9 protein-coding genes are annotated in these 22,147 nt (G+C 73.1%); 5 read left to right on the forward strand and 4 right to left on the reverse strand.

Annotation, left to right across the window (positions count from 1 at the left end; translation table 11 throughout):
* Positions 1-24: 24 nt before the first annotated feature.
* Both KBO27_RS03555 and KBO27_RS03560 read right to left on the reverse strand, forming a co-directional pair.
* Complete coding sequence (locus KBO27_RS03555) at positions 25-3,762, reverse strand: type I polyketide synthase (RefSeq protein WP_210968485.1); 3,738 nt, start codon at positions 3,760-3,762, stop codon at positions 25-27.
* Entirely contained in the window at positions 3,755-12,328 is an 8,574-nt protein-coding gene (locus KBO27_RS03560; RefSeq protein WP_210968486.1) for a non-ribosomal peptide synthetase, read from the reverse strand. The genes KBO27_RS03555 and KBO27_RS03560 overlap by 8 nt, the downstream gene beginning before the upstream one ends.
* A 662-nt stretch (positions 12,329-12,990) precedes the next feature.
* On the opposite strand from KBO27_RS03560, the gene KBO27_RS03565 reads away from it, so the two are divergent.
* Together KBO27_RS03565 and KBO27_RS03570 are read left to right on the forward strand one after the other, a co-directional pair.
* Entirely contained in the window at positions 12,991-14,265 is a 1,275-nt protein-coding gene (locus tag KBO27_RS03565; protein WP_210968487.1) for a phthiocerol/phthiodiolone dimycocerosyl transferase family protein, read from the forward strand.
* 40 nt (positions 14,266-14,305) lie between these two features.
* Positions 14,306-14,827 carry an RNA polymerase sigma factor gene (locus KBO27_RS03570; RefSeq protein WP_246536113.1) on the forward strand — a complete coding sequence of 174 codons (522 nt, stop codon included), beginning with the start codon at positions 14,306-14,308 and terminating at the stop codon, positions 14,825-14,827.
* Positions 14,828-14,938: 111 nt separating this feature from the next.
* Here the strand turns inward: KBO27_RS03570 and KBO27_RS33385 are convergent, their stop codons facing one another.
* Together KBO27_RS33385 and KBO27_RS03585 are read right to left on the reverse strand one after the other, a co-directional pair.
* Positions 14,939-16,564, reverse strand: coding sequence for a class I SAM-dependent methyltransferase (locus KBO27_RS33385; RefSeq protein ID WP_307870214.1), 1,626 nt, complete (start codon positions 16,562-16,564; stop codon positions 14,939-14,941).
* A gap of 108 nt (positions 16,565-16,672) precedes the next feature.
* Entirely contained in the window at positions 16,673-17,446 is a 774-nt protein-coding gene (locus KBO27_RS03585; protein ID WP_307870215.1) for a M23 family metallopeptidase, read from the reverse strand.
* A gap of 556 nt (positions 17,447-18,002) precedes the next feature.
* Here KBO27_RS03585 and KBO27_RS03590 point away from each other — a divergent pair.
* From KBO27_RS03590 to sucD, 3 genes are all read left to right on the forward strand, one after another.
* Entirely contained in the window at positions 18,003-19,724 is a 1,722-nt protein-coding gene (locus tag KBO27_RS03590; protein WP_210968489.1) for a hypothetical protein, read from the forward strand.
* A 255-nt stretch (positions 19,725-19,979) separates the two neighbouring features.
* A complete protein-coding gene (sucC, locus tag KBO27_RS03595) occupies positions 19,980-21,146 on the forward strand; it encodes an ADP-forming succinate--CoA ligase subunit beta (protein WP_210968490.1) in 1,167 nt (388 codons plus the stop codon).
* Positions 21,147-21,153: 7 nt separating this feature from the next.
* Positions 21,154-22,038, forward strand: a complete 885-nt coding sequence (gene sucD / locus KBO27_RS03600) for a succinate--CoA ligase subunit alpha (RefSeq protein ID WP_210968491.1) — start codon at positions 21,154-21,156, stop codon at positions 22,036-22,038.
* Positions 22,039-22,147: the final 109 nt, after the last annotated feature.

A 22,147-nucleotide genomic window follows, 5' to 3' on the forward strand; every position in this document is an offset into this window, starting at 1 on the left:
CCCGCCGGGCGCTCGTCTTTCGCATCACCGCAGGAAGGGCTTGGTGAGGGCTTCGGCGACCTCGGCGATCGGGGTGGGTTCGGTCATCTCGTAGTGGTTGCAGTCGATCGGGTGGTCGTGGAGGGTGCCGGTGACGTGACGGCGCCAGTGGGCCGCCTTGTCGGGGGCGAGGGCGAAGTCGTCGGTCTCGCCGGGCACGTCCGCGGTGGCGGTGAAGAACAGGGCGTCGCCGTCGAAGGTGCCCGGGGCGAACTGCGGGGCGATGCGCAGGCTGTTGCGCATCACGGTGGCGATCGAGGTCGCCTCCTCCCGCGTCACCGGCAGCGGTGAGTCCGCGGCGGACAGCTCGCCGATCCGGTCCAGCACGGCCGCCACGTCCGGCTCCCCGTCGGCGACCGGCAGACCGGCCACGCGGCTGAGCAGGCCCGCCACCTGGCGCTCGATCCCCTCCGGCGTGTAGGGCAAGCCCTCCGGCAGCGGGGCGTCGAGCATGGCCAGCAGCTCGACCTCCTCGCCGTCGGCTTGCAGCGCGCAGGCCATCGCGTGCGCCACGAACCCGCCGTAGGACCAGCCCAGCAGCCGGTACGGGCCGTGCGGCTGGACCTCCCGGACCAGGTCCACGTAGGACCGCGTCATCTCCGCGGCGTCGGCGGCCGGCGGCCGGGTGCCGTCGAGGCCGAACGCCTGGATGCCGTGGACCGGCTGCTCGGCGCCCAGGTGCGGCAGCAGCCCGGTGTAGCGCCACGCGACACCCGCGCCCGGGTGCACGCAGAACAACGGCGTTTCCCCACCTTCGGCCCGCAGCGGCAGCAGGGGCCGCAGCCCGCCGCCGGAGCTCGGACCGTCGGCTGCCAGCGCTCCGGCGATCGTGGGCGCGGCCAGCAGCGCCGCCGCGGGCACGTCCAGCAGCCCGGCCTGCCGCAGCCGTCCGGCCAGCAGCACCGCGCGCATGGAGTCGCCGCCGAGGTCGAAGAGGTTGTCGTCCAACCCGATCCCGCCGATGCCCAGCGCCTCCTGCCACACCTCGGCCACCGCCCGCTCGCGATCCGTGCTCGGCGCGCGGTGCGGAGTGGTCAGGTGGGGGCGCGGGGTGAGCTCGGGCTCGGCCGGTTCCGCCCGTTGCGGGGAGTCGGTGCGGGCGCCGGGGGCGTCGATCCAGTGCCGGTGCCGCTCGAAGGCGTAGCCGGGCAGCCGCACGCGCCGCGGATCTCCCGCCACCTCGGGCAACGCCGATTCGACGCCCGCGCTCCAGAGCCGTCCCAGCGCGTCGGAGAGCACCGGACCGTCGGGACGCTCCGCCTTGGCGTGCCGCATCGTGGTGACCGCGCGCGCGTCCGGGAACCGCGCCTGGGCGAGCTTGGTGAGGCTGTCGCCGGGACCGATCTCCACCAGGACCGGCTGATCCCCGTCGCACAGCGCCGCGATGCCGTCGGCGAAGCGGACCGTGCGGCGGAAGTGGTCGATCCAATGCTGCACGTCGGTGACCTCGTCGCCGGCCCAGGTGCCGGTGACGTTGGTGACGTACGGGATCCGCGGCGGGCGCAGCGTCAACGTGCGCAGGTGACCGGCGAAGGTGTCCACCACCGGGTCGAGCACGTGCGAGTGCGCGGCGCCGGCTACCCGCAGCCGCCGGAACGGCAGCTCCCGGCGGGTCAGCTCGTCCTCCAACCGCGCCACGGCGTCCACCTGCCCGGCGACCGCGCAGGCGTCCGGGCCGTTGATCGCGGCCAGCGACAGCCGGTCGTCCAGCAGCGGCCGCACCACCTCGGCCGAGGCGGCCACCCCGACCGTCGCGCCGCCGGAGGAGACGATCAGCCGCATCCGCTCGGCCACCACCGGCAGCATCTCGGCCAGGTCCAGCGTCCCGGCCAGGCAGGCCGCGGTGTACTCGCCGAGCGAGTGCCCGATCAGCGCGTCCGGCACCACCCCGGCCTCGATCAGCGTGGTGGCCAGCGCGTACTCGGTGACCACCAGGGCCAGCAGCGCCTCCGGGCTGCCCGGCTCGGCGTGCTCGAACAGCGCGGTGCGGATGTCCTCGCCGGTCACCGGGCGCAGGATCGCCGCGCAGCGGTCGATCGCGTCCCGGTAGACGTCGTCGTCGCGGTAGAGCTCGGCGCCCATGCCGACGTACTGGGTGCCGCCGCCGGGCAGCAGGAACGCGACCCTCGGCGGTTCCTCGCCGACCGCGGGACCGGCCGGGCCGGTGGCCCGCAGCGCGGCGACGGCCTCCTCGGCGTTGGAGGCGCTGATCGCGAGCCGGTGCGGCCACGCGGGGCGGTCGACGCGCAGCGAGTGCGCCACGTCGTCGAGCCGCAGGTCCGGGTGGTTCTCCAGGTGCCGCGCCAACGCCTCGGCCTGGCCGCGGGCGGCCCCGGCGGTGCGCGCCGACAGCGGCAGCACCTGGCGTCGGCCTTCCTCCGCCGCGCGCGGGACGTCGGGCTGCGGCGGTGCTTCTTCGAGGATCACGTGCGCGTTGGTGCCGCCGATGCCGAAGGCGCTGACCGCCGCGCGCCGGGGGTGCTCGGCTGCCGGCCAGGGCTCCAGCGCGGTCGGCACCCGGAACGGGCCGGAGGCGAAGTCGATCAGCGGGTTGGGCTCGTCGAAGTGCAGGTTCGGGGGGATCTCCCGGTGCTCCAGGGCGAGCACGGCCTTGATGAGCCCGGCGATCCCGGCGGCGGCGCCCAGGTGCCCGATGTTGGTCTTGACCGAGCCCAGCGCGCAGAACCCGGTCTCGGCGGTGGACTCCCGGAACGCGTCGGTGAGCGCGGAGACCTCGATGGGATCGCCGATGCGGGTCGCGGTGCCGTGCGACTCGACGAGTCCGATGGTGTCCGCGCCGACGTCGGCCTGGGCTTGGGCGGCGAGGATGACCTCGGTCTGCCCGGCGGTGCTGGGCGCGGTGAAGCCGACCTTGCGGCGCCCGTCGTTGTTGATGGCGGTGCCGCGGATGACCGCGCGGATGCGGTCGCCGTCCTCCAGCGCGTCCTCCAGCCGCTTGAGCACGACCACGCCCACCCCGTCACCGGAGGAGGTGCCCGACGCGTCGGCGGCGAACGCGCGGCAGTGACCGTCGGGCGAGAACGGCCCGTCGGGGACGTGCCGGTAGCCCAGCAGCGCCGACGGGTTCAGCGACACCGCACCGGCCAGGGCCGTGTCGCAGCGGAATTCGAGCAGGTCCTGGCAGGCGGTGTGGAGGGCGACCAGCGCGGTGGAGCAGGCCGTCTGCATCGACACGCTCGGCCCGGTCAGCCCGAGCTCGTAGGAGATCCGGGTCGCGAGCGTGCCCAGCGAGTTCGCGGTGGCCGAGTGCACCAGCTCCACGCTGCCAGGCTGACCGGCGAAGCGCGGGTGCACGTGCGCGGGGTAGTAGCGGCTGTCGCCCGCCCCCGCGTACACGCCGGTGGTGGACGCCGCGGCCGAGTCCGGGTGGCCCGCGTCCTCGAGCGCGTGGTGGGCGGTCTCCAGCAGCAGCCGCTGCTGCGGGTCGACGACGGCGGCCTCCGCGGGGCTGTAGCCGAAGAACCCCGAGTCGAACCGGTCCATGCCGTCCACCGTGGACGCCATCCGGACCAGCGCCGGGTCGTCCAGGTCGCGCGGATCACCGCCCGCCGCCAGGAACTCCTCATCGCTGATGGCGCGCACGGACTCCCGCCCGGCGGCGAGGTTCGCCCAGAACTCGTCCACATCGGACGCCCCGGGGAGGCGGGCCGCCATGCCGATCACGGCGACGGCCGGGACCTCCTCCGGCGTGGTGTCATCCATTCCCGCGGTCCTTCCGCTCCCGGCGGCGGGCGCTGCGCGCGTCCCGCTGCCGCTGTGCACGTTGCTTGGCCCGGTCCAGGCCGCTCGGCCCGGCCTGCTGGTCGGGTTCGGGCGCGGCGGCCGCGGTGCCCCGCTCGGCCAGGTGCTTGGCCAGCGCCCGCACCGTGGGGTGGGCGAACAGGTCGACCACGCCGAGCTCGCAGCCGAGCGCCTTGTTGATCGCGGTCTGCGCGGTGACCAGCAGCAGCGAGTTGCCGCCGAGGTCGAAGAAGTTCTCGTCGCGACCCACCACGTCGCGCCCGAGCACGCCGCTCCAGATCCCGGCGAGTTCGCCCTCCAGCCGCCGCAGGTCGTCGCCGCCGGCCTGCTCCTGCCGGGCCGACGTCCCCGCCGAGCGCAGCACCCACGTGCCCGGCTCGGCTCCGGTCGACGCGGCGGCGTGCAGCTCGCCGAGGTCCGCGCCGTCCTCCAGCCCGACCCGACCGGCCAGCCGCCGCAGCTGCCGCACGGGCGCGCGCACGTGGCTGCGCACCCACGGCGCGGTGCGGTCGGCGCCGATGAGCACGTGCGGTTCGGCGAGCCCGCGGGCGAAGTCGAACGACCGCAGCGCCATCGCCGCGTCCAGCACCCGGTAGCCGCGGACCTCGGTGAGCGCGGTGTGCTGGTAGCCGCGGCTCATGCCGCGCTCCCGCCACATGCTCCAGGCCAGGCTCTGCCCGGGCAGGCCGCTGCGCCGCCGATGCACGGCCAGGGCGTCGAGGAAGGCGTTGGCCGCCGAGTAGGCGGCGTTCATCGCGCCGCCGAAGTGGCCGTTCACCGAGGAGAACGCGATGAACGAGGTCACCGGGTGCTCGGCGGCGACCTGGTGCAGCGTCCAGGCGCCGAGCACCTTCGCCGCCAGCGCGTCCCGCCAGTCGGAGGCCGCGAGCTCCTGCACGGGTCGCTGGTCGAAGCCGCCCGCCAGGTGCAGCACCCCGGTCAGCGGCAGCCGCCACTGAGCCGCAGCACCGTCCACAGCGGACCGGACCTGCGCGGGGTCGGTGACGTCGGCGGCCGCGTAGCGCACCTCGCCGAGCTGCTGGAGCCGTTGCAGCGCCGCGATCCGGTCCGCGACGGGACCGCCCTCGTCGAGGTGCCGCTGCCAGGTGTTCTCCTCCGGCAGCGGTGTGCGGCCGAGGACCAGCAGCCGGGTGCCCGGGGTCTTGAGCAGGTGCGCGGCCAGGTCGACGCCGACGCCGCCCAAACCGCCGCTGAGCAGCTGGAAACCGTCCTGCTGCGCGGGTTCGGCCGGGTCGGGGTGCTCCGGCAGCGGGGCGAGCCTGCGCGCGTACCGCTGTCCACTTCGGACCGCGATCTCGGTGTCGGCGGGGTGCCCGGCGGCCTCGGCGAGGATCGCCTCCAGCGGGTCCTCGTCGGCGGAGACGTCGAGGTGCACGCCCCGCAGCCACGGCAGTTCCTCCCGCAGCGACTTCAGCAGCGCACCTGCCGCGGCGTGCGCGGGCGAGGGCAGCTCGTCATCGGCGACGGCCTGCGCGCCAGTGGTGACGAACAGCAGGTCCAGCGGACGCGGTCGGCCGGGCCGGTCCGCCAGCGCGCGGGCGAGGACCAGCAGCGATTCCGCGCCGCCTTCCCACGGCTGCTCGCCGGGCTCCCTCGCCGCCAGGTGCAGGACGGCGTCGGGTTCGCGCCCGTCGTCGGCCAGCGCCGCCAGCAGCGCGGCGTGGTCCTGCTCGTCGGGCCGGATCCGGTAGGTCGCCGCGTCCACGCGCTCGAACTCCGCGCCCGGGGTGACGACCGTGCACAGGCCCCCGTCGGAGCGCAGCCGCCCCGCGATGCGCTCGGCCAGGTCCGCGTCCGCACCCGCGAGCACGAGCGCGTGCCGGGCGGTTCCGGTGCGGTGGGAGGACTCGGCGCGCTGCCACACCGGCCGCAGGAACCAGTCCGGCACCGTGGCCGCCGTGCCCAGCAGCAGCTGTGACTCGCGCACCGCCGCGTCGAACTCACCGGCCTCGAAGCTCTTGCGCAGCTTCGTGCGCTGGATCTTGCCGATCTCGGTCTTCGGGATCTCCTCCGGGGCCACTGGGATCAGGAACGTCGGGCTCACCCCGATCTCGCGGGTGACCTTGCCGCCGATCTCGCGCAGCGCGGTGGCCGGGTCCTGCCCGTCGGCCAGGTGCACGAACAGCGCGAGCTCGTCGGTGCTCACCGAGGGGTCCGAGCGCACCGCGCAGGCGGCGGTGAAGCTCCGCACCACGCTGGGGAGCTCCTCGACGCACGCCTCGATCTCGTGGCTGTAGTGGTTGACGCCGTTGACGATGATGACGTCCTTGGCGCGGCCGGTGATGAACAGCTCGCCGTCGCGCAGGAACGCCAGGTCACCGGTGTCGAACCAGCCGTCGGCGGTGAACGACTCGGCGTTGGCCCTCGCGTTGTCGTGGTAGCCCTCGGTCACCGAGGTGCCGCGCACCTGCAACCGGCCCGCTTCGCCCTCGACCAGCAGGCGGTCCTGCTCGTCGACGACCCGCATGTCGAAACCGGGGTAGGGCAGGCCGCAGCTGACGAACGATTCGTCGTGGTCCGGTGCCTCGCCGGGAAGCTCGAAATCGGTGACCACGGAGCAGGTCTCGGACATGCCCCAGCCCGGGTGCATCACGTGCTGCGGCAGCCCGAACGGCCGCAGCGCGTGCAGGAACCGGCGGGCCGCGGAGGCCACCACCACCTCGCCCGCGTTCATCACCAGCCGCACCGGCGAGAGGTCCCAGTCCCGGCCGGTGAACTGCTCGGCGTGCTCGGCCAGCAGCCCGAACGCGAAGTTCGGCGCCCAGGTGACGGTGACGCGGTGCCGGTCCAGCAGCTCCGGCCAGCGCACCGGTTCCTCCAAGATCCAGGAGGTCTGCGCGTGGACCTGGCGGCAGCCGAGGTAGACGTCGCGGAGGTGGAACATCACCACGCCGGTGACGTGGTCCAGCGGGATCCAGTTCAGCGAGACGTCGTCGGGACCCAGCGCGTTCATCGCCTCGGTCGCCGCCGAGCGGGTCAGCACCGCCCGATGGGTCTGCCGCACGGCCTTGGGCAGCCCGGTGCTGCCGGAGGTCATCAGCAGCAGGAGCAGGTCGTCCGGCGCGGCCTCGTACCAGTCGCGGTCCTCCGGGCCCGCGCGCAGCTCATCGGCCGTGGCCAGCTCCAGGTCCGGCCACTGCTCGCGGGCGGCGAGGTCGCGGATCCCGGCCTCGTTGCCCGGTGAGGCCACGATCAGCGGGCGGCCCAGCATCCGCCAGATGCCGGCGAGCTTGGCCAGCGCCGCCGAACCGGTCGCGTACGAGCCGGGCACGGTCAGCGGCACCGCCACGAACCCGCCCAGGACGCAGCCCCACAGCACGGCCACGAAGTCCTCGGTGTCGTCGCACTGCAGGATCACCTGGTCGCCCGGCCGCAGACCGGCGCCGCGCAGACCCGACAGCACCCGGGAGGCCTCGACGACGAGATCGGCGTAGCGGGTGCGGGTCTCGGTGCCGTCCGGGCGGACGTGCACGATCTCGCCGTCCGGGTTCGCCGCCGCGCGGGTGAGAGCCGAGGCCCAGTCCGGCACCGACGGTTCGGGCAGGGTGCGCCCCTCGGACAGTGCCGGGACGGTGCTCGGCCGGGATGCGGGACCGGTGTCGGCGACCTGCGGGGCGCTCTCGCGCTGGATGCCGATGTGGCGGCGTTCCAGGTCGGCCGGGACGTCCTCCAGCCGCACCTCGGCGTCGCGGACCCCGGGAACGGCGGCCAGCCGCCGCTGCCACTCCTGCGCCGCCCGGTCGTCGACCGGCGAAAGCGCCTGCAGCGCAGCGGTGTCCACCGAACCGTCCGGGAGGCGGGGCAGGTCGCTGACCGCGACGACCCGGGCCGCACCGGCGAGGGCTCGCTCCACCTGGTCGACCGCGCCCGCCCGGTCCGGCACCACGTGCACCGCGAGCTCCTCGCCGGTGAGCACCACCGCGTCGCGGATGCCGGGCACCGCCAGGGCGGCGCGCTCCACGGCCGCCGCGGCGGCGGAGTGCCCGGCCGGGGTCACGGCCGGTCGGTCGCGAGCGGTGAGCGCGCTGATCGGCGCGTCCGGGTCGGCGCAGGCGGATTCCAGGACCTCCCGCAGCGCGCGGGCGAACTCCTCCGCCGTGGCGGGCTCGTAGAGGTCGGTGGCGTACTCGACGTGCAGCTCCAGCCCGTCCGGCACCTGCCGGTCGTCGTAGCGCTCCAGCACGTCGACGAACAGGTCGAACTTGGCGGTGCCGGTCGCGGTGGGCCGCAGCGCCGCGCGGTCCGCGCCGAGATCCAGCACCGCGCTGTCGTTGTTCTGCAGCGCCAGCATCACCTGGAACACCGGGTGCCGGGACGGGTGCCGGGCGGGGTTGAGGTCCTCCACCAGGCGGTCGAACGGCATGTCCTGGTGGTCCAGCGCCTTCAGGTCGAACTCCCGCGCCCGCGCCAGCAGCGCGCGGAACGCCGGGTCGCCGGCGGTGTTCGCCCGCAGCACCAGAGTGTTGGTGAGCAGCCCGATCACGTCGTCGAGCGCCGGGTCGGCGCGACCGGCGACCGGGGTTCCCAGCACCACGTCCTCGCCGGCGCCCCAGCGGGTCAGCAGGGCGCTCACCGCCGCGTGCAGCACCATGAACAGGCTGGTGTCGGTGGATTCGGCCAGCTCCAGCAACCGGCCGTGCAACTCGGAGCCCACCGTCGAGGTCGTGCTCGCGCCCTCGCCCGCGCTGGTGTCGGGACGGGGCCGGTCGGTGGGCGGGGAGCTCTCGGCGGGCAGCCCGGCCAGCGCGGTGCCCCAGAACTGGGTGAGCTGCTCGATCCGGCCCGCGCCGGGGGCGAGCAGCTGCCGCTGCCAGATCGCGTGGTCGGCGTGCTGCACCGGAAGCGCTGCGAACTCCGGCGCCGCGCCCGCCGTCCGAGCCCGGTAGGCCGTGCTCAGGTCGTCGGCCAGCGGCCGCAGCGACCAGCCGTCGGCGGCGCTGTGGTGCAGCAGGATCAGCAGCGTCCGCTCGCTCCCGGTGCCGAACAACCCTGCCCGCAGCGCGCTCTCGCGGGTCAGGTCGAAGCGGTGCCGGGCCGCGGCGGAGACCTGGGCGTCGACCTCGTCGGCCGGGCAGTCCACCACCCGCAGCTCGGGCCGCAGCCCGCCGGGCGCCAGCACCTGCTGGTGCACCCCGGACTCGTCGGGGGCGAAGACCGTGCGCAGGCTCTCGTGCCGGTCGGCGAGGTCGCCGAGCGCGGCCCGCAGGGCGTCGACGTCGACCTCGTGGCGCAGCCGCACCACGAGCGGGATGTTGTAGGTCGCGGCGTCCCCGAGCCGGTCGAGGAACCACATGCGCTCCTGCGCGAACGACAGCGGGATCCGCTCCGGGCGCTCGACGGCCGTCAGCGCGGGCTGCCGCGCCCCGGTCGCTTCCCCGACGCGCGCGGCCAGGGCCGCCGGTCGCGGCGCGTCGAACAGCTCGGAGATCGGCACGTCCGCGCCCGCCTCCGCGCGCAGCCGCGCCAGCAACCGGGTCGCCAGCAGGGAATGCCCGCCCAGGGCGAAGAAGTCGTCCTCCACGCCGACCTCGGGAAGCCCGAGCACCTCCGCGAACAGCCGGCACACCAGTGCCTGCTCGGGAGTGCTCGGCGGGATTCCGCCTGCCGCGGCGGCGAAATCGGGCTCCGGCAGCGCGGCGGTGTCCAGCTTCCCGTTGGCGGTCAACGGGAACTCGTCCACGAGCACGCACGCCGCCGGAACCATGTGCTCGGGCAGCCGGGCTGCCAGGTGCGCCCGCAGCTCGCCCGGGTCGGGCCGCTTCTGGGCGGGAACCGCGTAGCCGACCAGCTGCGGCTGACCGTCGCCACCGCGCCGGACCACCACCGCCGCCCGCGCCACCGCCGGGTGCTCGGCGAGCACCGCCTCGACCTCGCCGGGCTCGATGCGGAAACCGCGGATCTTGACCTGCTGGTCGGCGCGCCCGACGTACTCCAGCACGCCGTCACGGCGTCGCCGCGCCAGATCGCCGGTGCGGTACATGCGGGTTCCCGGCCGCCCGAACGGGTCGGGCACGAACCGCTCCTCGGTCAGCTCCGGCCTGTTCAGGTAGCCCGGCGCCACGCCGGGACCGGACACGTGCATCTCGCCGACCACGCCCGGCGGCACCGGCCGCCCCTCGGCGTCGAGCACGTGCACCCGCAGGTCGGCCAGCGGGCGGCCGATGACGCTGGCCCGCCGCGGGTCGTCCAGCTCGGCCCAGGTCGTGCGGTGGTGCGTGACGTGCACCGTCGTCTCGGTGATGCCGTACATGTTGACCAGCTCGGGGGAGTCGAGGCCGCGGCGCTCGGCCCACGGGCGCAGCCGGTCCGGGTGCAGCGCCTCGCCGCCGAAGACCACGTACCGCAGCGCCAGCGGGCGCCCGTCGTCGGCCTGCACCAGCTGCTCGAACGCCGACGGCGTCTGGTTGAGCACGGTCACGCCCTCGGCGGCCAGCAGGTCCAGGAACTCCCGCGGCGAGCGGCTCACCGCGTGCGGCACCACGACCAGGCGCCCGCCGTGCAGCAGCGGACCCCACAGCTCCCAGACGGCGAAGTCGAAGGCGTAGGAGTGGAACAGCGTCCACACGTCGTCGGCGCCGAAGTCGAAGTGCTCGGCGGCGGCCTCGAACAGCCGCAGCACGTTGGCGTGCGGCACCGGCACGCCCTTGGGACGCCCGGTGGAGCCCGAGGTGTGGATGACGTAGGCGATGTCCTCCGGTCCGGTCGGACCGGTCCGCTCGGCGTCGGTGAGCGCACCGGTCGCGCGCCCGGCGAGGTCGCGTTCGGTGGCGGGGTCGTCGAGCACCACGACCGCGGCCGCGGAGTCCGGCAGCGAACCGGCGTGCGCGGAGTCGGTGACCAGCGCGATCGGCCCCACATCGTCGATGACCAGCCGCAGCCGTTCGGCGGGATGCGCCACGTCGAGCGGGAGGTAGGCCGCGCCCGTCTTGAGCACCGCCAGGAGCGCCGCGACCAGCCGGATCCCGCGCGGCAGCGCCAGCGCCACCGCGCCGCCGGGTCCGGCGCCGCGCTCGACCAGCAGCCTGGCCAGCCGGTTGGCCTCGGCGTCGAGCTCGGCGTAGGTCACCGACTCGTCCACGAAGGACACGGCGGTGCGGTCCGGCACCAGCGCCGCCTGCTCCTCGAAGCGGCGGGCCAGCGTCGTGGTCACCGAGTGCTCCGGCGCGACGGCGTCCTGCGGTTCCTCGCCGGGCAGCAGCAGGTTCGCCGCGCCGAGCGGCAGTTCCGCATCGGCCTCGGTCAACTGCCGCAGCACCAGCAGGAACCGCTCCAGGTGCGCGCCGAGCTCGGCATCGTCGTAGAGCTCGGGGTTGGCGTCGAAGGCGATCCACAACCCTTCCGGATCGGCTCCGGGCCGGATCGAGATCTGCAGGTCCTCGACCGCCCCGCCGGACAGGTGGTGCGAGGTGGACGGGCTGCCCGCGAACACCAGGTCCTCGCTGAACGGGACGACGTTGACCACCGGCCCGTGCAGCCGCCGCCCGCCGCCGAGCAGCCCGAGGTCGCGGCGCAGCGACTCGCCCCGGTACTGCTGGTGCCGCCGCAGCGCCCGCAGCTCGTCGGAGACCGCCCCGGCGAGCTTGCCGACCGGCGTCTCCGGCGCGGTCGCGATCCGCAGCGGCAGGATGTCGGAGGCGGTGCCCGGGGTGCGCAGCGCCGCGCTGCCCAACCGGCTCATCGTGGCCAGCCCGAGCACCAGGTCCTCCGCACCGGTCATCCGGTGCAGGTAGGCGGCGATCGCCGTGACCAGCAGGTCCGTGCGCGCGACCCCGAGCCGGGCGGCCGCCGTGGACAGCACCTCGGCCTCGGCCGGGGACAGGTCGGTGGTGCGACGCAGGAACGGCGCGACCGGTGCGGCGGTGCGGTCGGTCAGACGGGTCGGCTCGGGGAGTCCGGCCAGCTGCTCGGCCCAGTGCGCGCGGTCGCGCGCGCAGCGCTCGGAGGTCAGGTAGGCGGCCTCGTCCTCCTGCAACCGCAGCACGGACTCGAAGCGCCCCGGCGCCGGTTGCTCACCCGCGGCCAGCGCGGTGTAGGTGTCGGCCAGTCGCCGCGCGACCATCTTGTAGCTGTAGCCGTCCAGCAGGACGTGGTGCGCGCGCAGGAACCAGATGTGGTGCTCGGCGCCCAGCGTCAGCAGCGCGTGCGAGAACAGCGGCCCCGCGTCGAAATCCACCGGGGTGGCCAGGTCGCGGTGGATCCACTCTTCGGCCGCGGCCTTCGGATCGTCGGCGTCGCGGAAGTCCAGCCGGTGCAGCGGCCAGTCGTCCCCGGCGCCCAGGTCGCACCGCGGCCCGTCGGGGGTGTCGAGGAAGCGCAGCGCGAAGGTGTCGACCTCGGCGACGGTCCGGCGCAGCGCGGTCTCGAAGAGCTCGGCGTCGACCGGCCCGTGGATCTCCACGTGCTCACCGGTGTTGTAGGCGGCGCTGCCCGGCGCGAGGCGCTGGGCGAACCAGAGACCCTCCTGCGCCCCGGACAGCGGTCGACGATCGTCGCGGCGGACTGACATGGCACCAACCTTCAGCGGCGAGCGGTATTCACACGGACCACGGCGCCCGCTCCCGCGCCCGGTCGACCGGTCGCGGGCGCACTGATTTTTTGCGCGCGCCCGACCACCCCGGACGTGCGACGCGGGACGCGCCGGGAAAGCCGGGGTGAATGATCGGGGAAAAGGCGTTCGCGCGTTCGGCGGGAATCGCGATGGCATTCGCGGGATCCCGTTGCGTCGTGAACCTTGCCCGAGCGCTGCTCGGCGGGTCAAGACCGGAGATACCGGGAGGAATATCCGTTCTAGGAGAACACCTAGAATGGGTCGCAGGCGTGGTGATAGAGCCCATTCCCCTTCCCCGCGCCACCGCCGGAACGCGGGGCGGCCGGAGGCTGACCCGGTGTGCGCCACCGACGTGAAACCCGCTGTGCGCAGCTGTGATGGTGATCTCGCCGTGCGGTCGGGGTGGTCTGCGTCATGGCTCGCGGAGGTGCGGCGCGAGCGCGACCCTGGGGAAATCCCTAGCATCTGCGGTCCGCGTCTTGATTTCTGATCGGCGTCGCGACTTTTCTGGTCCCGGCCCTGCCGGATTTCGGTCGAAGTGCGGGGAAAACGCGTGTTGAGGAACGTTGTTCGCTCTCCCGGAACATTGGGGGCGACGGCGTCCGGAAAGGGCGGTAGCGATGCGACGCGCACTGTGCCCGGTGGAAACCCTCTACGTCGGCCAGCGCAGCAGGGCCGTGCTCTCCTGCTCGGTGCGCGGACGCGTCTACGCGGCGCTGCTGGCGCGGGCGTTCGACGAGGTGATCGCCGAGCACCCGACGCTGCGCGCGCGGATCGTGCCGGACGGTTCCGGTCACGCCTTCGAGCTCCTCGGCCCGCAGGAGCGGCCGCGGCTCATCGTGCGGACCGGGGTGGACACCGCCCACGACGACGAGCTCAACGATCCGCTGCCGGTCGGCGGGCCGCTGGTGCGCGCGACCCTGGCCTCCGACCCGGTGGATTCCGCTCAGCAGAGCCACATCCTCGTGATCTCCGTCGACCACGCGGTCATCGACGGGCACAGCGCGATCGCGCTGCAGAACGCCGTCTGGGACCGCTACCGCGCGCTCGTCGACGGCGAACCGACCGCCGCGCCCGCGCGCGAACCCCGCTGGCCCGCCCCGATCAGCAGCCTGCTGCCGCCCGCCGACGAGGCCACCACCGCCGAGTACCTGCGCTCGCGGCTGGCCGAGGTCCGGCGGAACCCCGTCGAACTCCTCCCGTACGACGGCCCGGGCAGCGGCGGCCGCATCGAGATCCGCAGGCTGCTGCTGGACGCCGAGCGCACCACCGCTCTGCGCGACTCCGCCCGCGCGGCGGGGATTTCGGCGCACGGGCTGATCAGCGCGGCGCTGCTGTCCGTCGCGCGCGCCCGCTTCGGCGGCGACGCCCCGCGCGTGCTCGGCTGCCTCTCGCCGGTCGACCTGCGCTCCCGGCTCGTCCCGTCGGTGCCGCCCACCGAGATGGTCGCCGCGGTGGCCACCCACCTGCACGCGCTGCCGGTCGCGGCGGACCCGGAACCCGTTGCGATGGCGCGGGAACTCACCGCGCACCTGCGCGCCGCGATCGCCCGCGGCGAGCACTTCCACGACATGCGGATCACCCCGGAGGTCCCGCGCAACCCCGCGCTGCAGATGGCCACGGTGATCGCGACGAACATGGGCGCGGTGCCCGGCCCCCGCCTGCCCACCGGGCTGGAGCTGACCGACGTGCGCCTCGTGCCCGGCCGGGAGCACTACTTCCCGCAGGCCGGCCGCAGCCCGCTGATGGCGTGCGTCGTGACCTTCGACGGGCGGCTGGCCGTCGAGCTGCCGCACCACACCGCCTGCTTCAGCGCGGAGTTCATGCGCGCGTTCCGCGACGACCTCCGCTCCGCGCTGCTCTCGCTGTCCGCACCGCACGAACTCCCCGCCTGAGCGCACCCGACCGGTTTCCCCCGAGGAGCGAGCCTCCGAGATGAAGACCGCGCACGAACCGAATCCCGTCCTCGCGCTGCTGCCGCGCGCCCAAGCCGGCGAGTCGCAGGCGATGAACGAGCTGCTCACGCACATCACGCCCTACGTGGCCCGGGTGTGCACCTCGGTCGCCCCGCACCACAGCTCCGATGCGATGCAGGAGGCGCTGCTGGCGATCTACCGGGGCCTGCGGACGTTGCGCGAACCCGCGGCGTTCTTCGGCTGGGTCCGCTCGGTGACCGTCCGCGAGGCCGTCCGCACCGTCAAGCGCCTCAACGACGGCACGACGTACTCGCCGGTGGAAGCCCGCCACGACTCGAACCCGCTGGACCGGGTGCACATCAACGACGTCCTGGAGCGGCTGTCGACACCGCACCGGGAGGTGCTGACCCTGCGGGCGTGGGGCCTCAACGAGGAGGAGATGGCCGAAACCCTGCACCTGCCCCTCGGCACGGTCCGCTCCCGCCTCCACCGAGCCCGCCGCTGCTTCGAGGAGGCCTGGTACCCCTCAGCGGCGGCCTGACGAACCGCCCGCAGCCCGGCGCATTCGAATTTCGCGCGAAATTCGACCCCGAAACTTCGCGGTCGAATTTCGCGCGAAATTCGAAAAACCCTGGTCAGGCGTGCCTGGTGATCAGAAGCGGTAGTGCAGGAGGCGGCCCAGGCGGTTGAAGGTGGGGACCTTGGCCGCTGCGCGGAAGGCGAGCCTGGCGGGCAGCGGGTACCTCGCCAGTTCCGGCGCCTCCAGGAACGAGATCTCCGAAACCAGCCGGAGGGCGGGGATTCCCAGTTCGTTCGGGTCGTCGATCCCCCAGCGCAGCCGGGAACCCGAGCGCGTCACCGCGGGGTTGGCGACGTTGTTGAGGTGGATGCTCGGCGTGTTGAACGCGTCGAAGAGCAGCTCACCGCTGGGGAAGTGCGCGACGATCCGGCGCAGCAGCGACAGGCCGTCCTGCTCGGTCAGGTACATCGTCAGGCCCTCGGCGACCACGAGAACGGGCCGGTCGGAGGGAATCCCGGTCAGCAGGTCCGGATCCGCGACGGAGCGGCCGAGGGCGTGCCGGTTGCTCGACGACGGGAACAGCTGCTCGCGCAGTGCGATGACCTCGGGCTGGTCGACGTCGTACCACTCGACGTCCGCCGGCGGTCCCACCCGCTCGAAGCGGCTGTCCAGCCCGCAGCCCAGGTGCAGCACGGTCATCCCCGGACGCAGCGAGGCACTCACCCGGTCGTCGAGCGCCTTGGCGCGGACGGCCACCGAGATCGCGTTGTTCGCGCGCATCCCCAGCTGGGTGAAGTCGTAGTCGAGGCGCCGCACGGCGTCGTCGGCCCACCGGTCGTGCAGCAGCGGCTCCGCCGACCGGTTGTCCAGGGCGCGCAGGTGCAGCGTGGCGAGCATGGTGGCCGCCGGTCCGGTCAGCTCGACCGGGATGCGGCTCTCGCGCTCGAAGCCGAAGCGCACCACCCGCATCGCGTCGCGCAGCGGCGGCACGGCGTTCATGGCCCGGGCGATCCAGCGGTCGCGCGGCGCGACCTTCGCCACCCCGGGCAGCGTGGTGACCGGCACCGACCCGCGCAGGTGCAGGCCCGGGACCTTGATCTCCAGGTCGTGCGGGTCGCCCACACCCCAGTGGAAGCTCGCCCCGGTGGTGCGCAGGAAACCGGAGAACTTCGCGGCCCGCACGGTCCACGGCGCGACCACGTCGAAGAGCATCTCGCCGTAGCCGAAGCGCTCGACGAGCCTGCGCAGCAACGCGATCCCGTCCGCTTCCGCCAGGTAGGGCGTCAGGCCCTCGGCGATGACCAGCGTCGGCCGCCCGGTCGGGATGTCGTCCAGCCAACCGGTTTCGGTCACCGAGGACGCGATCGTGCGGTGGTTGTCCGGAACCCGCGGGTAGAGCCGGTCGCGCAGCTCGACGACGTCGGGCATGTCCACGTCGAACCACTGCGCCTCGGCGGGCAGGTCGAGCCGGAACGCCCGGGAGTCCAGGCCGCACGCCAGGTGCAGCACGACCGCGTCCGGGTGCGCGGCGAGGAACTCCCTGGCGCGGTCGTCGATCTCCTTGGCGCGCAGGACAACGGCCATCATGTCGCCGGAATCGAGCCGGAGGGCGGAGAAGTCGAAGTCGATGCGCGCCGCCAGCTGCGCGGCGGCGTCGTCGCCCAGCACCGGATCGGTGCGGCGGCTGTCGAGGGCGCGTGCGTGGAGCGGACCGAGGAGCGTCTGCTGCGCTCCGGTCAAGCGGATCTGTTCGGCCACGGGCGCCACGCTACTGCGGGCCGGTGCAGGAAGTGCGCTAACGACGCGTAAAGAAATGGGTTCGGCGACCACGGGATGGTCGCCGAACCCATTGCTGAGAAACCCGGATCAGGTCGGGGAGATGCCGCGCTCGCGCATCCACGGCAGCGGGTTGATCTTCTTGCCGCCGGCGTTCCACACCTCGAAGTGCAGGTGGGTGCCGGTGGAGAAGCCGCGGTTGCCCATGGTCGCGATCTGGTCGCCCGCCTTGACCTTGTCGCCCTCGTCAGCGGTGATGGTGTTGACGTGGCCGTAGACGGTGATGGTGCCGTCCTCGTGCTGGACCCGGACCCACAGGCCGAAACCGCTGGCCGGACCGGCCTCGATGACCACGCCGTCGGCGACCGAGAAGATCGGCGCGCCCTTGGCGTTGGCGATGTCGATGCCGTAGTGGGTGGTGCCCCAGCGGCCACCGAATCCGGAGGTGAAGTTGCCCATCGCCGGAACGTGGAACTTCGGCTGCTTGGCGGCTTCTTCGGCCGCCCGCTGAGCTGCTTCGCGGGCCTCGGTGATCCGCTCGCTCTTGGTCAGCTTCTCCATCTCGGAGCTGACGTCGGAGCTCTTGGCGACCGGGAGCATGGCGGGCGCCGGGGCGCTGCCACCCATGCCGTTGTAGGAGGAGGTGTCTCCGGACATCGCGGTGTTGAACGAACCCGCGGCGTCGGAGGCGTTGAAGTCATCGCTGTCGGGGGAGGCGTTTCCCTCGCCCGCTGCCAGCGACTGACCGGCTGCTGCGAATGCGCCCGCCGCTACCGCTGCGACGACGACGCGGCCGCGCCAGGCCGATGCTGCTGATGCACCCCGGCTCCGATCCCGATTGCTGGAGGAGTCGTCGGGGGACACCTCCGGATAACCGGGAAAGGGTCGTTCGCCGCCGGGGGAGCGGTGGTGAGCCAATGCCTGCCCTTCCGTCTCGGGGAGCCTGATCTCCGCGGGCCCGGAACGGGGATTTCCGGGTGGCCGGTCGGGGAACCGGTCGAAGGTTGTCCTTCGTGATCAGACCGTGACAACGGACCGGGGGACAGTAACCAAGCTGATCCCCTAGGGGCAAATCCCGATCTGTTACGCGTCGGCCACCGCGAGTGGTCGAAACAACCTTCGCCAGGCGGATCGTCGGGCCTTCGCCGATACTGCGCGTGGTCGTCGCACAGCGGAGCCACCTGCGGCTTCGTGATCGGAACCGGTGGTTCCGAACGGCCCAGCACCCCCGGTCTTCGGAACCGATCCGGACACCCCGGGGTGTTGATTTGTGTGGCAAGTCACACCCCAAGAGCGTCTTGTCGGCGCGTCGAAAATGCTCCGTTCGGGCGCTCCTCGGGCGTGTCGGCGCGCGCGGACCCCTGAGCGGTGACCGCCGGTGGTGCCTGGGAGGGGTCACCCGGTTGCTAGCGTCTGCGCCGTGACTGCGCGGCCCGACCTCCCGTCCGGTTCGTCTGCTTCGGCGGCTCCCGCCGAGGCCGCGGACCCGCAGCCGACGCTCGGCACCCCGGCCCGCCTGCGCGCCGCGATCGCGCTCGCCGTCCTCGGCGCCGCGCTCACCGGGGTGGGACCGCTGCTCGGGTTGACCAGCCCGGCCGTTCCCGCCGCGTACCCGGGCTGGCCGCTGCTGCTGGTGCTCGCGCTGCTCGCGCCGGTGGCGGCAGCCCTGTTCGCGCGGGCGGGGAAGCCGATGGCCGCCGCCGCGGTGCTCGTCGGCCCGGCCGCCCTCGCGCCCGGGAGGCTCGGGCAGGACGTCCAGTTCGCCGTCGAAGCGGGCATGGCCGCCCGCCCGGAACTGCTCCGAGCCTCCTCGCTGATCAACTTCGAACCCGCCTTCGGCTGGTGGCTGCTGGCCGCCGGGCACGTGATCGCGCTGGTCGCGGGGTTCCTGGCCGCCTGGGGCATCAGCGAGTCCGGCGCCGGAACGCAACGGCAGGGCCTGCTCACCTCGGCGCTGTGCGCCGGGGTGCTGGGCGGCGTCGCGGTGCTGATGGCGCCGTTCTCCTCCGACGACCCCTACCTGCCCGCCGAAACCGCCCTGGACGGGCCGCTCCCGGTGCTCATCGGCAGCGCGCTGCTGGCCGTCGCGGTGCCCTGCGCCGCCGGCCTGCTCGCCGGTTCGACCGACCTGGAGTTCGCCCGCGGCGGGCTGCTGGGCGTGGCGCTGGCGCTGGTCGCCGTCGTCGTGCCGCCGCTGGTGTCGGTGCTGGTTCTCGACGAGGTGATCTTCGCCTGGGGTCCGCTGCTCGGACTGCTGGCCGCTGCGGTGCTGCTCGTGCTCGCGTCGCGGGCCGGTCGTGGCGAGCAGGCCGAGGACGTCGACGACCTGCGACTTCCCGCGCTGACCAGGCTGCTCGCCCTCGCCGGGGCGTTCGCGCTGCTGGCCGGTGCCGTCGCGGTGCTGGCCGCGCTGACCCCGCACGTGTCGATGCCCTACGGGCTGCGCGACCCGTCGGAGTACCCGGCGCGGATGCTGCTGCCCGCCGGAATCCTGCTGGCCCTGGTCGGTGCGGGCATGCTGCTGCCGAAGCTCGCGCTGCTGCTGCGCCCGGTGCTCACCGTGCTGTGGGCGGTGGTTCCGCTGGCCGCGGCCGGATCGCTGGACGCGGTGTTCACCGCCGTGCAGGCCGCCGGTGCCGGTGCGGGTCTGGGCGCCTGGGCGGCCGGTGCGTCGGTGCTGCTCGCCGCGATCGCGGCGGTGCTCGCGGCGATCGCCGGCGCGGTGGAGCGCGACGACGTCGACCTCACCGAGATGGCGATGCGCCGACTGGTCTTGGTCCCGTCGCTGGTCGCGCTGGTCCTCGGCGCCGGCGCGTTCTCGCTGCCGGTGCTGACCGCCCCCGGCTACAGCGCTCCGGGCGTGTTCACCGACTTCGGCACCACCTCGTGGGGTCTGGTGCTCGCGCTCGCCGCCGTGGTCGGCGCGACCGCGCTGGCCCCGATGTGCCGTCCCGGCCAGGCCGCCGCGCTGCTGTGCGGCGCCGCGCTGCTGGTGGGCGTGCGCGCGCTGGAGTTCCCGCTGACCGCCGAGCGCCTGCCCGGAACCGCTCCCGGGCTCGGCCTGTGGTTCGGGATCGGGTGCGCCGTGGTCCTGCTCGGCACGGCGCTGGCGGCCCGCACCACCGCCGAACCGACCAACTGAGTTCACCCTCCCGGACGTCTTGTGGGAGGCGTTCCGGTGCTCGAACATGGGCGGAACGCCGTCACGGCGCCTGTTCCGTTCGTCACGCGAACGCAGATATCGCTCCTGCCGCACAAGGCGATTCCCCGTGTTGGACGGGTCGACCCAGGCAGACGCCCTACCTCAGGTGAGGCAGTTCACCAGGTGCGCCGCCCCATGCGTCATCGCAGGTCGATATCGTCACCGAGTCCGACACCGACGTCGCAGGAGAGTCGAGTGGACCTGTACGAGTACCAGGCGAAGGAGCTCTTCGCCTCCCACGACGTGCCGACGCTGCCCGGCACCGTGGCGACCGACCCGCAAGGGGCCAAGGCAGCAGCCGAAGAACTCGGCGGGCCCGTAGTCATCAAAGCCCAGGTCATGACCGGTGGCCGGGGCAAGGCCGGCGGCGTGAAGCTGGCTGAGAACCCGGATGAGGCCCAGACCAAGGCCGAGGGCATCCTCGGTCTGGACATCAAGGGCCACATCACCAACAAGGTGCTGGTCACGACCGCCTCCGACATCGCGGAGGAGTACTACTTCTCCTTCCTCCTCGACCGCGCGAATCGCAACTTCCTCGCGATGGCCTCGGTCGAGGGCGGCATGGAGATCGAAGAGGTCGCGGCCACCAAGCCCGAGGCTCTGGCGAAGATCGCGATCGACCCGATCGAGGGCGTCGACCTGGACAAGGCGAAGGAGATCGTTTCCGCCGCCAAGTTCCCGGCCGAGGTCGCCGACCAGGTCGCCGACGTGATCGTCAAGCTGTGGGAGACCTTCGTCGCCGAGGACGCCACCCTGGTGGAGGTCAACCCGCTGGTGAAGGACCCCGAGGGCAAGGTCATCGCCCTCGACGGGAAGGTCACCCTCGACGAGAACGCCGCGTTCCGCCAGGCCAAGCAGGCCGAGCTGGTGGACAAGGACGCGGAGAACCCGCTCGAGGCCAAGGCCAAGGAGAAGGGCCTCAACTACGTCAAGCTGGACGGCGAGGTCGGCATCATCGGTAACGGTGCCGGGCTGGTCATGTCCACGCTGGACGTCGTGGCCTACGCCGGCGAGAAGCACAGCAACGTCAAGCCGGCGAACTTCCTCGACATCGGCGGTGGCGCCTCCGCCGAGGTCATGGCCGCCGGTCTGGACGTCATCCTGGGCGACTCGGACGTCAAGTCGGTGTTCGTCAACGTCTTCGGTGGAATCACCGCCTGCGACGCCGTGGCCAACGGCATCGTGCAGGCGCTGGAGATCCTCGGTGACGAGGCCACCAAGCCGCTGATCGTCCGCCTCGACGGCAACAACGTCGACGAGGGCCGCCGCATCCTGGCCGAGGCCAACCACCCGGTCGTCACCGTGGTGGACACGATGGACGGTGCGGCCGACAAGGCCGCCGAGCTGGCAGCGGGGGCGTGAGGCGATCATGGCTATCTTCCTCAACGAGAACAGCAAGGTGATCGTTCAGGGCATCACCGGCTCTGAAGGCACCAAGCACACCGCTCGCATGCTGCGCTCCGGCACCAACATCGTCGGCGGTGTCAACGCCCGCAAGGCCGGGCAGACCGTCGAGATCGAGGGCAAGGAGCTCACGGTCTACGGCAGCGTTCAGGAGGCGATGAAGGAGACCGGCGCCGACGTGTCGGTCGTCTTCGTGCCGCCGAAGTTCGCCAAGGACGCGGTGATCGAGGCCATCGACGCCGAGATCGGCCTGGCCGTGGTCATCACCGAGGGCATCCCGGTGCACGACTCGGCCTACTTCTGGGCGCACGCGAACGCCACGGGCAACAAGACCCGGATCATCGGGCCGAACTGCCCCGGCATCATCTCGCCCGGCAAGTCCAACGCCGGCATCATCCCGGCCGACATCACCGGCGCGGGCAAGATCGGTCTGGTGTCCAAGTCGGGCACGCTGACCTACCAGATGATGTACGAGCTGCGGGACATCGGTTTCTCCAGCGCCGTCGGCATCGGTGGTGACCCGATCATCGGCACCACCCACATCGACGCGCTGCAGGCCTTCGAAGAGGACCCGGAGACCGAGGCCATCGTGATGATCGGTGAGATCGGTGGCGACGCTGAAGAGCGCGCGGCCGACTTCATCAAGGCCAACATCACCAAGCCGGTGGTCGGCTACGTCGCGGGCTTCACCGCGCCGGAGGGCAAGACCATGGGCCACGCGGGCGCCATCGTCTCCGGTTCGTCGGGCACCGCCTCGGCGAAGAAGGAGGCCCTGGAGGCCGCGGGCGTCAAGGTCGGCAAGACGCCGAGCGAGACCGCCAAGCTGATGCGCGAGATCGTCAAGGGCTGAGACCCGCACCGACCTCGTTCGTTCGGGGCCGGGTTCCCCACGGGGAATCCGGCCCCGACGGCTTTTCGCAGGGCTCTGCCAGGAGGCGGCCCCCAGGTGCGGGACTCGG

This window comes from Saccharopolyspora endophytica, assembly GCF_018070075.1.
GTDB lineage: Bacteria > Actinomycetota > Actinomycetes > Mycobacteriales > Pseudonocardiaceae > Saccharopolyspora > Saccharopolyspora endophytica.

What these genes read in the sequence shown, in the direction of transcription:
- KBO27_RS03555 (WP_210968485.1), bottom strand. Translation starts at nt 3,762, where the DNA reads ATGGATGACACCACGCCGGAGGAGGTCCCGGCCGTCGCCGTGATCGGC.
- KBO27_RS03560 (WP_210968486.1), bottom strand. Translation starts at nt 12,328, where the DNA reads ATGTCAGTCCGCCGCGACGATCGTCGACCGCTGTCCGGGGCGCAGGAG.
- KBO27_RS03565 (WP_210968487.1), top strand. Translation starts at nt 12,991, where the DNA reads ATGCGACGCGCACTGTGCCCGGTGGAAACCCTCTACGTCGGCCAGCGC.
- KBO27_RS03570 (WP_246536113.1), top strand. Translation starts at nt 14,306, where the DNA reads ATGAAGACCGCGCACGAACCGAATCCCGTCCTCGCGCTGCTGCCGCGC.
- sucD (WP_210968491.1), top strand. Translation starts at nt 21,154, where the DNA reads ATGGCTATCTTCCTCAACGAGAACAGCAAGGTGATCGTTCAGGGCATC.